This is a genomic window from Sphaerisporangium dianthi, from assembly GCF_042654065.1.
GTDB lineage: Bacteria > Actinomycetota > Actinomycetes > Streptosporangiales > Streptosporangiaceae > Sphaerisporangium > Sphaerisporangium dianthi.
The window spans coordinates 18,967-31,949 of the sequence record NZ_JBHSFP010000053.1; the positions used below are offsets into that span (position 1 = coordinate 18,967).

A 12,983-nucleotide genomic window follows, 5' to 3' on the forward strand; every position below is an offset into this window, starting at 1 on the left:
TTCTCGCCGTGGTCACGAAACATCCGATCGCCGGCCCGGGCGGCCGGCCCGTCTCTTCCACCCTTGGACATGACTGGTGACTGACATCTTTGGCACCGAACGCATGCGCGCCACCGTCCTCGCCGCCTGGACGGCCTCGCCCGCGAGGTTCCGCGAGGACGCCAACGCCGAGGAGGACTTCGCCCTCGGCGGCTACCGCGACCGCCTGATCGTCGAGCTGGCCCAGAACGCCGCCGACGCCGCGCTGCGCTCCGGTGTCCCCGGACGGCTGCGGCTGACCCTGCGCGACGGCGTGCTGAGCGCGGCCAACACCGGAGCTCCGCTGGACGAGGCCGGCGTCGAAGGGCTCGCCACTCTCCGAGTGTCCGCCAAGCGCGACGAGACCGGTTCCATCGGCCGGTTCGGCGTCGGTTTCGCCGCCGTCGTGTCGGTCTCCGACGAGCCGCTGATCGCCTCCAGGGCGAGCGGAGCGGTCCGCTGGTCGCGGTCCGACACCGCCGCGCTCGTCGCCGCCGAGCCCGCGCTGGCCCGCGAGCTGGCCGTCCGCGGCGGGCACGTGCCGCTGCTGCGCCTGCCTTTCGAGGCCGGGCAGGTGCTCGTGCCCGACGGTTTCGACACCGTCGTCCGGCTGCCCCTGCGCGACGCGTCCGTCGAACCGGCCGTGCGGCAGATGCTCGACGAGACCGGCCCGGCCCTGATGCTCGCCATGCCGGCGCTCACGCTGATCGAGATCGAGGTCGGCGGTGAGACGCGCACCATCTCCGCCGACGGGTGGCAGGTGGTCGAGGAGTCCGGGCGCTTCACCCCCGAGCAGGTCGCCGAGCTGTTCGCCGACCGCCCCACTGAAGAGCGCGCCCGCCCCAACTGGCTGATCCGCTGGGCGGTGCCCGCCGACCATGGCGAGCTGCCCAAGGACGTCGCCCCCGTCGTGCACGCGCCGACGCCGAGTGACGAGCCCCTGGACCTCCCCGCGCTGCTCATCGCCACCTTCCCGCTGGCCACCGACCGGCGGCACGTGGCCGCGGGACCGCTGACCGACTTCCTGGTCGAGCGCGCCGCCGAGACCTACCTCCGGCTGCTCGCCACGCTGCCGAGGACGCCGCGCCTGCTCGACCTGGTTCCGGGGCTGATGGGCAAGGCCGAGCTGGACGCCTCGATCCGCCGGGCCATCCTGCGCCGCCTGCCTGACGCGCCGCTGCTCCCGGCGATCTCCCCGCCCGCCGACCCCGCCGCCCCCGGGGACGGCAGGACGGGGCCCGCTCTCTCGGAGGCCGCGTCCGGCGAGGGCGAGGCGCCGTACGTCGTGTCCGGCCGCGAGGCGTCCGTCGTGGCCGGCCCCGCCGAGTTCCTCGCCAAGATCGCGCATGTGGTGCCGGGCCTGCTGCCGGCGGGCTGGGCCTCGCGGCATCCCGCGCTGACCACGCTCGGCGTCCGGCGCCTGGAGCTCTCCGACGTCGTCGACCTGCTGTCGGGCGACGCCGTGGAGGACACCACCCCGGCCTGGTGGCGGTCGCTGTACGACGTGGTGCCCGCCGACGACCGGGAAGCCCTCGGCGCCGTCCCCGTCCCGCTCGCCGACGGCCGCCTTGTCCGCGGTCCTCGCGGCACGCTTGTGCTGAGCGAGGGCTCCTCCCTCGACCCTGCGCTTCTCGGCCCGCTCGGACTGCGCGTCGTCCACCCCGAGGCCGCCCACCCGCTGCTGCTGCGGCTCGGCGCCGCCGAGGCGACCCCGAGGAGCGTGCTGGAAGACCCGCTGACCCGCGCCACCGTCTCCGAGTCGCTCGACAGCGCCGACCCCGAGCCCGTGGCGCAGGCCGTCCTGGCGCTGGTCGACGCCGCCGGCCTGTCCGCCGGCGAGGCGCCCTGGCTGTCGGCGCTGGCGCTGCGCGGGGCCGACGGCGAGCTGTACCCGGCCGGGGAACTGCTGCTCGGCGACGGGTCGCTGGCCAAGCTCATCGACCAGGAGGTTCCGTTCGGCGTCGCCGCTCCCGACCTCGTCGAGCGCTACGGTTCGCGCGTCCTGTCGGCCACCGGGGTGCTGGACGGCTTCGCCGTGGTCAACGACTCCGACGTGCTGCTCGACCCCGACGAGTGCGACCACGACCTCGACGCCGAGGACGAATGGCTGGAAGCCGTGCTGGACCTGCTGCCGCAGGCCGACGTGCCGCCGGTCGTCCGCGAGTTCGCCGCGGTCCGCGACCTTGAGTACGTCGCCGACTGGTCGTCGGCGCTCGCGTTGCTGTCCCGGCCGCCGCTGCGCGCCGCGCTCCAGCCGCTCCGCGCGCTCGTCGGCGGCGAGGTCGTCGAGGTCCCCTCGTACACCGCCTGGTGGCTGTCGCGCCACCCCGTGCTCGACGGCAAGCGGCCCACCTCGCTGCGCCTGCCCTCCGGCGACCCGCTGCTGTACGGCCTGTACGGCGACGCCCCCGAGGGGGTGGACGGGACGGCGCTCGCGCTGATCGGCGTGCGCACGACGCTGGCCGACCTGCTCGCCTCCCACGGCGGGCCGGACGAGCTGCTCGACCTGCTGGCGGACCCGTCACTGGAGGTCGACCGGGCCCAGCTCCGGTCCCTGTGGATGGCGCTGGCGGCCGTGGAGCCCGCCAGGGTGGCGCCGCCCACGGCCGTGCGCGCCGTGCTGAACGGCGAGATCGTCGTCGCCGACGCCGATGACGGCCACCCGATCGGCGGCAACGGCGGCCCGGCGGCCGAGGGCCTGACCGCCACCGGCGGACCGGTGGTCGTCGAGGCGCCCGACCTGCTGCCGCTGGTCGCCTCCCGCCCGCTCGTGCTCGCCCCGTTCGACCTGGCCGAGGCGCTGTCGGAGCTGCTCGACCTCCCTGTCATCGGCGAGGAGGTCACCGGCGAGATCACCTCCTCCGGGCACGAGCGTCCGGTGCCCCCGCAGGTGCGATCGCTGCTGCCCTCGGCGCCGTCGAGCTATGTCGAGCACGCCGAGCTGACGGTCGACGGCGTCCGGGTGCCATGGCGGTTCCACGAGGGCGCCGTCCACGCGAGCGGGGTCGAGGGCCTGGCACGCGGCCTGGCCTGGGCGAGCGGTCAGTGGGGAGACCGGCTCGCGGTCGCCGCCCTGCTCCGCGACCCGCAGGCCGTGCCGCTGCTGCTCGCCGAAGCCGACCTCGACGGCTGACCCGCCGGTCGGCTCACGTACCGGTCGCGCCCTGTCCCTCTCATGACGGGGTGCGGCCGGGGACGGACGCGTCGTCGCGGGTGCCGTCCGGTCTCGCCTCGCCGCGCGCTGCGCGCTGGTCGCGGCGCCGGACGAACCAGCACCCGAAGATCCCCAGGCCGATGCCGGCCACGCACGTCCAGATCCACCATTGGTGGTCGGGCGACGGGCGGAGGATGAGCACCACGACCAGCGCGACGACCCACAGGCCCGTGCCCGCGAGGATCGTCGCGGTGTCCTTGGTCTCCAGCGGGATGGGATCCGGGGGGCGCGGCTCGTTCACGCATTCCAGCCTAGGCGAGAGCGGGTCCCACCAGGCTCGGCGGGTCCGCAGGATCCGAACTGCACACAAGTTGGTCTCATTCGGACGACGAGCTGCTCAGAGGTCTTTTCGGCTCTGGTAGCGCCTGCCAATCTGCCCGCGTGAGCGAGATAACCGCACCCGCGCCCCAGCCGACCGGACTACTCGGCCGGCTTGACCGCTATTTCCTGATCTCCGAGCGGAGCTCGACGTTCAACCGTGAGCTCCGTGGCGGACTGGCCACTTTCTTCACGATGGCGTACATCGTCGTCCTGAACCCGTTGATCCTCAGCGGGGCCAAGGACGCCGACGGCCAGTTCCTGGGCGACGGCACCGGCGCCGCGAACATCGCCGCGATAGCCGCCGCCACCGCCTTGACGGCCGGCGTGCTGACCATCCTCATGGGTTTCGTCGGCAAGGTGCCGTTCGCGCTGGCCGCCGGGCTCGGCTTGAACGCGTTCGTGGCCTTCGGCATCGCCTCCCAGATGTCGTGGGAGGACGCGATGGGCCTGGTCGTGCTGGAGGGCATCGTCATCACGATCCTCGTGCTGACGGGTTTTCGCACAGCGGTGTTCCACGCGATCCCGAGCCAGCTGAAGACCGCGATCAGCGTGGGCATCGGCCTGTTCATCGCGCTGATCGGTTTCGTGGACTCCGGCTTCGTCCGCAAGGCCGCCGGCACCCCGCTGGAGCTCGGCATCGGCGGCGCCCTCACCAGCTGGCCCATCTTCGTCTTCGTGATCGGCCTGCTGGTCACCGCGCTGCTCGTGGCCCGCAAGGTCAAGGGCGCGATCTTGATCGGCATCATCGGCACCACCGTGCTCGCCATCATCGTCGAGGCGATCACCAAGGTGGGCCCGTCCCTGGGCGGCAAGAACCCTCTGGGCTGGAGCCTGGTCGTCCCGGCCATGCCCGCCCAGATCGTCGGCCTGCCCGACACCAGCCTCATCGGCCAGTTCAGCCTGTTCGGATCGTTCGGCAAGATCAGCGCCGTGCTGGCCGTGCTGTTCGTCTTCACGCTGCTCATCACCGACTTCTTCGACACGATGGGCACCGTGGTGGGCGTCGGCGCCCAGGCCGGCCTCGTCTCCGAGGAAGGGACGCTGCCCCGCACGCGGGAGATCCTGCTGGTCGACTCGATCGCGGCCGCGGCCGGCGGCGCGGCGTCCACCTCCTCCAACACCACCTACATCGAGTCGGCGGCCGGCGTCGGCGAGGGCGCCCGCACGGGCCTGGCCAGCGTCGTGACCGGCGTCCTCTTCCTGCTGGCGGCCTTCCTGTCCCCGCTGGTCGAGATCGTCCCCTACGAGGCCGCCGCCCCGGCCCTCGTCGTCGTCGGATTCCTGATGATGACCGCCATCAGGGCCATCGACTTCAACGACTACGAGATCGCCATCCCGGCCTTCCTCACAATCGTCCTGATGCCCTTCACCTACTCCATCAGCAACGGAATCGGCGCCGGCTTCATCACCTACGTCCTGATCAAGGCCGTCAAGGGCAAGTCCCGCGAAGTCCACCCCCTGATGTGGGTCGTGGCCGCGCTCTTCGTCGTCTACTTCCTCATCGGCCCCGCCAAGATCCTGTTCGGCCTCGCCTGACGATGCCCGTAAGACGACATGGCCATGGCCATCATGGTGACCTTCGCCCGACGGTCGCCATGATGGCCTGATCGCCGGAGTGGATCGCTTCCCAGCCAAGCCGTCGTCTGGCGGCGAAGCCGGCCCTGATCTCGTGGATCCGGCAAGTGATGGCGGACATCCGGTAGCGGTCGTCCAGGATGAGCTCGTGACCGAGATCCCAATGCCCGGCGGATTCGTGAACGGCGTTGTCCGCGCCGGTGGGACAGCGGGACGACCGGCGGCGGGCAGCGAGCCGATCGGTCGGTGAGCGGTGACGGCCATGGCCGGTGAAAACCCGATCGTCACGAACTTACCGGGGGCGTAGAAGTGGTCGACCGGCTTGCTGAGACGGCATCTTTGCTCTCACGTCACCATGCGTCGCCTGTCACCGTGCTCGATTGGCGGCGGCTGGAGCCCTGGGCCGTCGCGAGGGCACTGGTGGGAGGCCTTGCCCGTTCCGAGCACGTGATCGTCAAGTGGGTGCGGTCCCACCACCCGGACCGGGCTCGTCCCGAGGCGTGGCGGTCCCGTACCGAGCTGGCCGCTCTGCGGTTCCTCTCCGAGGATCTTGCCCTGCGCCTGGCTCCGCGTGTCATCGCCGCCGATGTCTCAAGCGGACTCATCGTGCTGGAGGACCTGGCCCCGCGTGTGGCGCTGGATCAGCTGTTGCGTGCGGAAGGTGCCACGGCCCACGCGGATCGGCTGGTCGCCTTCGCCCGCGTACGTGGTGAGTTCAGCGCGGCCACCGCAGGCATGGCGGCGAAGTACTACACACGCCGGGCCGCTCTCGGGCCGGTCGATCCAGCCGCCGACCGCCTAGGGCGATGGGCCGGGCTTTGCGACGAGGGCCGCGGGCACGCCGCCGGCGTCGGTGCGCCGATCAGCGGCCAGGCCGAGCTCGAGCTGGTCGCCGTGCTAGGAGAACTGGCCGAGCCGGGACCTTTCCTGGCTTTCAGCAACGGCGACCCGGAAGCCAACAACGTCCTCGTGCACGCTTCGGGCGTCCCCGACCCCCGCCTCATCGACTTCGAGTTCGCGGGCTACACCCACGCCCTCAACGACGCTGTCTGCCTGCACGTCCCCGGTCCTGGGTGGCTGTCGGTCGGAGACCCCGTCGCCGACGGACTCGCGGACACCTATCGCCAGGCTCTGGCTCGCGGTGTACCTCAGGCCGAGGACGACCGGCAGTACGGCTTCGCCCTGGCAGCGGCATGCGTCTTCTTCGCGCTCGTTCGGTTGCAACGATTACCGCTCTTGGACACCCGTGCGCCAGGCGACGACAGCCGTCTCCAGCTGATGGCGACGCTGGAGGCCACCGCGCGCACCGCCGAGGCGCACCACACCCTGCCCCACCTCACCGGCTGGGCGCGGCGGGTAGCCGACCTGCTCCGCCGACGCTGGCCCGACACAGACCTGGACCTCGCCGACGGGGCAACGTTCCCGCCCTACTCGGTACGCCGTCGGTGAGCGTCCCGACCGTGAACTCAAGAGTGCTGCCACTCTCAGCGCCGAGATTCGTCGCTCAGATCCACCCGCCGTGGCGAACGACAAACTCCCGCGGAAGGCTCCGATGTCCGTCCCCGCATCCGGCACGTAGCCTTCGCTGATCACGGCTGCGCCGTGAAGAACTGGGGATGACCCAGGCGGAGTTGGCCCGGCGTACCGGTCTCAAGCAACCAGCCGTAGCGCGGTTCGAGGCAGGTGGGACGATGCCCACCATTCCGATGCTCGAGCGTCTGGCGGATGCGTTGGAACTGCGGCTCAGCGTTCACTTCGAACCACAACGTCAGGCAAGCTGATCATCCGGGTGCTCGCCGTGTGCCGCTGGGGCGGAGAATGCGATTCGATGGCGATCACCTTGGGTCGGCGTCCGGTGTCAGCGCTGATGGGCGGCCCGCTACCGGGATGGCTCCCTGTCGACGCTGTTCACGCCGGGGCGCTCACCGACCGCGCGCCTGACCCGGCCGGCGGCGTCGGGAGCGTCGAGAACCAGGTGGAAGGACTCCGAGATGTAGGCGGGGGGTGTCGCGGCGTCCGGCAACTTGGCGAACGACCTCCACGAGGCGTCCCTCCAGGCGTGTACACGGTTCTCCAGGTAGATCGCGCCGACACCGTCCAGCGCGAGAAGGTCCTGGTGGATGGCCGTCTTCTCAGCCTCGGTGGTCTCGCCGCGTCCTTTGCATCGCTCGTCCCTCTCCAGTGGGTCCCGCGGACACAGTTCGATGACCACATCGGTCTTGCCGGCCCAGAAGCCCGTCCCGCCCACGACGACGTTCGAGACTCCGGGCAGTGCCTCCGTCTTCCGCCGGAAGTCGCTTGTCGTCTTCAGGGCCACGCGGAACGATTCCGGCACATCGGATTCACGGAGCGCGTTCGGCGGGAACACCCCGATGAGGTCTTTGAGCGCCTCCGCGCGGGATCTGAACCGCACGGCGGACACCTCGGGCAGGCCGCGCAGGGTGCGTTCGAGGCTCAGGCGCTGTGTGGTGGTGATCGCTCGCTCACCGCAGTTCTTGTACGCGCTGTCGTGGTCACACAGGAACACCGACGCTTCCCCCGTGGTCGGCCACGGAGCCTCGGGTGGCGGCAGCGGCCCGTCCGGCGGGCGGCGCAGGAACCAAAGCCCCGCGCCGAGAGTGGCGAGCAGGGCCGACGCCACGACCGCCGCGATGGCCGTCGCCGCCGGTCGGTTCCAGCGTGTACCGGGATCTCCGGGGTCTGCGCTCGGGGGCATGCGCATGACTGTGTTCGGCGAACGGCCGAAGGTCAACTCGGCAGAAGTGGGCGAGCCTTCCACGCCGACGGGAATGATCTTCGGGGGATCGCGGCGGTACGGTGTGCCGATGGGAGACATGTACGAACTCGTGCTGTCGGTGGACATTCGCGCTGAGATCACCGATGACGAGCTTGCCGAGCTGCGGTGGCATCTGGGGCTGGGGCCACGACCTGAGCGACTGCCGATCGGCACTGACCGATACATGGAGACCTACCCCCTCGGTGATCCCGACGACCCCGACTGCGAGTGGGAGGACGTGGAACCAGAGCCCGTGTTCGCGCAGCGGGGCGCCGCTCCGCGGGTGGGGGGCGCGCTCGTCGCCGAGTTGGTCGCGCGAGAGCGATCGGACGGCTGGGCGCTGACGGTACGCCAAGAAGTCCATCCCGACGACTTCTACCGGCTCCGGACATTGCTGGAGTGGTTCGGCCGCTGCTCGGTCGACGAACATGCCGGCGGTATCGAATCCTTCGTCGGTCACATGCGTTTCTACGAGAGCGTGGAGATCGCCCCCCTTGTTCTCTCGGCCGGGCGGATTCGCCTACCGGAGGACGTCGAATCGCATACCCCGCACTGGGTGGACACCGAGTCGTGACCGGCCCGATCCGCGACATGCGCCGCCCCCGCCGGTGCCGATGTTCTCGAACCCAGGGAAGGAACTCGGTTGCGGTGGGCAGTGGTTCACTCGTTCTGCGGCGTGCGGACGTGCCGCGTGCAGTGGATGATGTCGTGCTGTCAGGAGTCCCATGAGCTCACCTCTGTCCTTCGCGCGTGCGCGTGTGCCCGCCTTGCGTACGACCATGACGGGGCGCGATCCAAGCGAGGGGCACCGGGCGGCCACTCCGCTGGAGTTGCTGTTCGACCTGTGCTTCGTGGTCGCGGTGGCGCAGGCGGCGGCGGAGCTGCATCATGCCCTGGCCGAGGGGCACGCGGGCTCCGGAGTGGTCGCGTACGCGATGGTGTTCTTCGCCATCTGGTGGGCCTGGATGAACTTCACCTGGTTCGCCTCCGCCTACGACACCGACGACGTGCTCTACCGCCTGCTGGCGCTCGCGCAGATCGCCGGTGTGCTGATCCTGGCCGCAGGGGTGCCGCGGGCCTTCGAGCTCAAGGACTTCGCCCTGGTAACGCTCGGCTACGTGGTGATGCGGCTCGCGATGGTGGGCCTGTGGATCCGCGCCGCCGTCGAGGACCCGGCCGGCCGGGCGGTCGCGCGGCGGTACGCGATCGGCATCACGGCGGTCCAGGCGGGGTGGGTCGCCCGCCTGGCGCTGGCCGACTCCGTAGGGCCGGCCGGTTTCCTGGTGATGGTGGTCGCCGAGCTGGCGGTGCCGCTGTGGGCGGAACGGTTCCGCGGGACCACCTGGCATTCCGGCCACATCGCCGAACGCTACGGGCTGCTCACCTTGATCGTCCTGGGTGAGTCGGTGCTGTCGGCGACGCTCGCCATTCAGGCCGGCCTGGACCGGGGGATCGCGACGGGGAAGCTGCTGTCGGTCGCGTTCAGCGGCATGCTGATCGTCTTCGCGATGTGGTGGCTGTACTTCGCCCGGCCCGCGCACCGCATCCTCACCTCCAACCGCGCGGCCTTCCCCTGGGGATACGGGCATTACCTGATCTTCGCGTCGGCCGCGGCGGTGGGGGCCGGGCTCGCCGTCTCGGCCGACCACGAGACCGGCCAGGCTCACGTGGGAACGGTCGCCGCGTCCGCCTCCGTGGCGGTGCCGGTCGCGGTCTTCCTGTTCAGCGTGTGGCTGGTGCACGTCCGCCCGCACCGTCCGGGCCGCCTGGTGGACACCGCGTTCCTGGCCGGCGCCCTGCTGGTGCTCGCCACTCCGTTGACCTCCGTGGCCCTCCCGCTGATCGCCCTGATCACCGCGTCCCTCGTCGCCGTCGGCGTGGTGGCGTCGAGGGACGCCCCGAGCTGAGGGGCCGCCGGTCCCGCTTCGTCCTCGATCGGGTGGCCGGCGGAACGCTTGACATGCCGCAGAGTGCCAGGTCGGACGTGGGTTAGTGTCGTCATGTGGCGGCGAAGGGCAATCGGACGGTGCCGGTGGAGCTGTTGCCCCGGCTCCGGCTGGCGCGCGATCACATCGACCGTGACTACCAGGGCCGGCTCGACCTGGACGGGCTCGCGGCCGTCGCCGGCATCTCCAAGTTCTACTTCATCCGCTGCTTCGGGGCGGCCTACGGCGAGACCCCCAACCGCTACGTCCTGCGCCGCCGGCTGGAGCGCGCCCAAGACCTGCTGCGCTACGCCAACCTCACCGTGACCGAGGTGTGCATGGCCGTGGGCTTCACCAGTCTGGGCTCCTTCTCGTCGAAGTTCACCCAGGTGGTCGGCGAGAGCCCGAAGGCCTATCGCGACCGGTGGGCGGCCCACGGCGCCCCGCGCATACCGGGGTGCTACCTGTTCATGTGCGGAGCCCTCGACCCGGCGGGCGCCGTGGCGCCGGAGGATGCTCATGGCCCGGCGGGCGCCGCGGCGCCGGAAGACCACGATCGCGATTTGTGCAATATTGGAGAAGTGCCAGGTGGGCGGCGGGGAGTAGCTTCGTCCGCATGATTACCAACGTCTCGCTCACGACGATCTACTGCCTCGACCAGGATGAGGCCCGCGACTTCTACGTTGACGTCCTCGGCTTCGTCGCCCGCGTCGACGTCGCCATGGGGGAGGACTACCGCTGGGTCACCGTGTCCCACCCTGACCACCCTGAGCTCGAGATCACGCTGATGAAGCCCGGCCCGCCGCTCGACGCCGAAGCCGCCGACTTCGTCCGGCGCCAGCTGGAGAAGGGGCAGATGGGCGGTCTCGGCCTGCGCGTCGACGACTGCCGCAAGACCTACGAGGAACTGTCCGCCAAGGGCGTGACGTTCCTGCAGGAGCCTTCCGAGCGCCCGTACGGCGTGGAGGCCATCATCCGCGACAACTCCGGCAACTGGCTCGTCCTCGTCGAGCCGAAGGAGTACCAGAGCGACGCCGGCTGAGCCGGGTCTTCAGGTGACGACCGGATGCTCGCCGGTCCGGAGGAGATCCCGCGCGGCAGGGTGACACGCCGTTGAGCGACGAGGACCACGCCGAGGCGCTCATCGGGGCTCGGGCGGCGCGCGAGGCCGGCACCCGTGACCGGGTCATGCCGGAAATACCGTGTTCCTCCATGGGGGGCCGGTGCGTATGCTCGGGCGGGTGGATCAGCGCATGCCCCATACCGTCCGATCGCTCAGCTCTGATCTACGCGCTCTCGGCGTCGGCCCGGGCGATGTCGTGCTGCTCCATTCGTCGGCTCGGAGCCTCGGCTTCGTCGCCGGCGGCTCCCAGGCGGTCGTACAGGCGCTGCTCGACGTCGTCGGGCCCGAGGGCACCCTCGTGGTGCCGGCCCATACGCCCGACAACTGCGATCCGGCCGGCTGGCGCAACCCGCCGGTCCCCGAGGCGTGGTGGCCGCTGATCCGGGAGCAGGCGCCCGGCTTCGACCCGTCCCGCACCCCGAGCCGGTGGATGGGCGTCATCGCCGAGACGGTGCGCACCTGGCCCGGCGCGCTCCGCAGCGACCATCCGCAGGTGTCCTTCGCCGCGCTCGGCAGGCACGCGGCGGACATAACCGGCGAGCACCGGCTGGACGACGCGCTGGGTGAGCGCTCCCCGCTCGGTGCGGTCTACCGGCTGGAAGGAAAGGTGCTGCTGCTCGGCTGCGGGCACGACTCCAACACCTCCCTCCACCTGGCCGAATGGCGGCAGGAGTCACCACCGCGCCACGCCATCGGCGCGTCCGTCCGGCGACCGGACGGAACGAGCCGATGGATCACCTGGACCGACGTGGCCGAGGACGAAGGCGACTTCGAGCGCCTCGGCGCGGCCTTCGAGGCCCATGTGGGCCTGTCGGCCGCGCTCGTCGGCGACGCGCCCGCCCGCCTGATGTCCCAGCGCGCTCTGGTCGACTTCGCCGTCACCTGGCTGGCCGCCAACCGGCCTGTGACCTGAGGTCGTACGGGAGGCCGCCCGTCAGACGATGGTGCAGGGGACGCCGTTGAGGAGGAACCTCACGGGGGCGGAGGCGTGGCCGTTGTGCGTGGCGTTGAAGCCGACCAGGACCGAGGCCCCCGGTAGGATGATCTTGTTCCACGGCAGGTTGCCGGCGCTGATCTGGGAGCCCGTCTGGCTGAAGATGGCCGAATGCCCTGTGGTGAAGCGGATCTCGGACGTCGGGTACTCGATGACCAGCACCCAGCCGTCGATCGCCGTCGTGCCCGTGTTCTTGATCGACACCCAGGCGCTCAGGCCCGTGTTCCACACCGTGGCGGCGTAGGTCGCGGCGCACGACAGGCTCGGCGTGGGCGTGGGCGTGGGCGTGGGGGTCGGGGTCGGCGTCGGGCGGGGGAGCCCCTGGCGGGCGAGGGCCTGGAGGGGGTCGGACGGCAGGCTGAGGTTGCCCGCCGCGTCCCTGGCGACCACGACGTAGGTGTAGCGCCTCCCGGTGACCAGGCCGCCCTCGCTGAAGTTCAGCCAGCTGTAGGGGGCCACCGTGCCGACCTTGAGGTAACCGGTCGCGGTCTGGCGGTACACGTCGTAGGCCGTGACGGCGACGTTGTCCGTCGATGCCTGCCAGCAGAACGTGACGCCGGGGTAGTCGGCCAGGCAGCCGTCGTTCAGGCCGGTCGGCTTCGTCGGCGGGACGGTGTCGCCGGTGGGCGTCGGGCTCGGCGAGGGGGCCGGGCTGGGCGACATCCCGCCGCCCGCGCCGGCGGAGATCAGGCTGGAGGGCGGGCTCACGTTGCCCGCCGCGTCCTTGGCCACGACGTACATCGTGTAGGTGCGGCCCCGGACGCCGGAGAAGCCTCCCACGGTGCCGGTCGTGCTGGTGGCGAAGACGAAGCCGGTGGTCTCCAGGCGGTAGAGGTCGTAGCCGGTGACGCCCTGGTCGTCGGTCGAGGCGGTCCAGCAGATCGCGACGTATCCGGAGTAGGTGCTGGGGACGGGGCAGGGGACCAGGCCGGTGGGCCTCGACGGCGGCGTGATGTCCGCCCCCGCCCTCGCCGGCGCCGCGGCGGGACGGCCGGCGGCCGCGGCGTGCGCCGCGGAGGCGACGGTCCCGGCGTCGG

General features: G+C 71.2%; 12 protein-coding genes. 9 read left to right on the top strand and 3 right to left on the bottom strand.

The features are described from left to right. Positions 1–103: 103 nt before the first annotated feature. Complete coding sequence (locus ACFO60_RS38455) at positions 104–3,151, top strand: sacsin N-terminal ATP-binding-like domain-containing protein (RefSeq protein WP_380851646.1); 3,048 nt, start codon at positions 104–106, stop codon at positions 3,149–3,151. Between the two features lie 40 nt (positions 3,152–3,191). Here ACFO60_RS38455 and ACFO60_RS38460 read toward each other — a convergent pair whose 3' ends face one another. Further along, entirely contained in the window at positions 3,192–3,473 is a 282-nt protein-coding gene (locus tag ACFO60_RS38460) for a DUF2530 domain-containing protein (RefSeq protein WP_380851617.1), read from the bottom strand. Positions 3,474–3,613: 140 nt separating this feature from the next. Here ACFO60_RS38460 and ACFO60_RS38465 point away from each other — a divergent pair, with 140 nt between their 5' ends. The 3 genes from ACFO60_RS38465 (at position 3,614) to ACFO60_RS38475 (ending at position 6,909) form a co-directional block, all read left to right on the top strand. Then, on the top strand, positions 3,614–5,089 hold the full coding sequence (locus ACFO60_RS38465) for an NCS2 family permease (protein WP_380851620.1): 1,476 nt from the start codon (positions 3,614–3,616) through the stop codon (positions 5,087–5,089). Between the two features lie 411 nt (positions 5,090–5,500). Further along, positions 5,501–6,577: an aminoglycoside phosphotransferase family protein gene (locus ACFO60_RS38470; protein WP_380851623.1), complete on the top strand. Its 1,077-nt coding sequence runs from the start codon at positions 5,501–5,503 to the stop codon at positions 6,575–6,577. 146 nt (positions 6,578–6,723) lie between these two features. After that, on the top strand, positions 6,724–6,909 hold the full coding sequence (locus ACFO60_RS38475; RefSeq protein WP_380851649.1) for a helix-turn-helix domain-containing protein: 186 nt from the start codon (positions 6,724–6,726) through the stop codon (positions 6,907–6,909). 98 nt (positions 6,910–7,007) lie between these two features. Here the strand turns inward: ACFO60_RS38475 and ACFO60_RS38480 are convergent, their stop codons facing one another. Continuing rightward, positions 7,008–7,844, bottom strand: a complete 837-nt coding sequence (locus tag ACFO60_RS38480; protein ID WP_380851626.1) for a permease-like cell division protein FtsX — start codon at positions 7,842–7,844, stop codon at positions 7,008–7,010. Between ACFO60_RS38480 and ACFO60_RS38485 the strand changes: the two genes are divergently transcribed. The 5 genes from ACFO60_RS38485 to ACFO60_RS38505 all read left to right on the top strand — a co-directional run bounded on the left by ACFO60_RS38485 (position 7,843) and on the right by ACFO60_RS38505 (position 11,865). After that, positions 7,843–8,478: a hypothetical protein gene (locus ACFO60_RS38485; protein WP_380851629.1), complete on the top strand. Its 636-nt coding sequence runs from the start codon at positions 7,843–7,845 to the stop codon at positions 8,476–8,478. The genes ACFO60_RS38480 and ACFO60_RS38485 overlap by 2 nt on opposite strands. 151 nt (positions 8,479–8,629) lie before the next feature. Next, a complete protein-coding gene (locus ACFO60_RS38490) occupies positions 8,630–9,811 on the top strand; it encodes a low temperature requirement protein A (protein ID WP_380851631.1) in 1,182 nt (393 codons plus the stop codon). Between the two features lie 125 nt (positions 9,812–9,936). Next, positions 9,937–10,449, top strand: a complete 513-nt coding sequence (locus tag ACFO60_RS38495) for a helix-turn-helix transcriptional regulator (protein ID WP_380851634.1) — start codon at positions 9,937–9,939, stop codon at positions 10,447–10,449. Further along, on the top strand, positions 10,446–10,871 hold the full coding sequence (locus ACFO60_RS38500) for a VOC family protein (RefSeq protein WP_380851637.1): 426 nt from the start codon (positions 10,446–10,448) through the stop codon (positions 10,869–10,871). Before ACFO60_RS38495 ends, ACFO60_RS38500 begins: the two co-directional genes overlap by 4 nt. 211 nt (positions 10,872–11,082) lie before the next feature. After that, positions 11,083–11,865: an AAC(3) family N-acetyltransferase gene (locus tag ACFO60_RS38505; protein ID WP_380851640.1), complete on the top strand. Its 783-nt coding sequence runs from the start codon at positions 11,083–11,085 to the stop codon at positions 11,863–11,865. 21 nt (positions 11,866–11,886) lie between these two features. On the opposite strand, the gene ACFO60_RS38510 is transcribed toward ACFO60_RS38505, so the two are convergent. Continuing rightward, positions 11,887–12,983, bottom strand: a 1,097-nt coding sequence (locus ACFO60_RS38510; RefSeq protein WP_380851643.1) for a cellulose binding domain-containing protein, incomplete at its 5' end; no start/stop codon positions are given.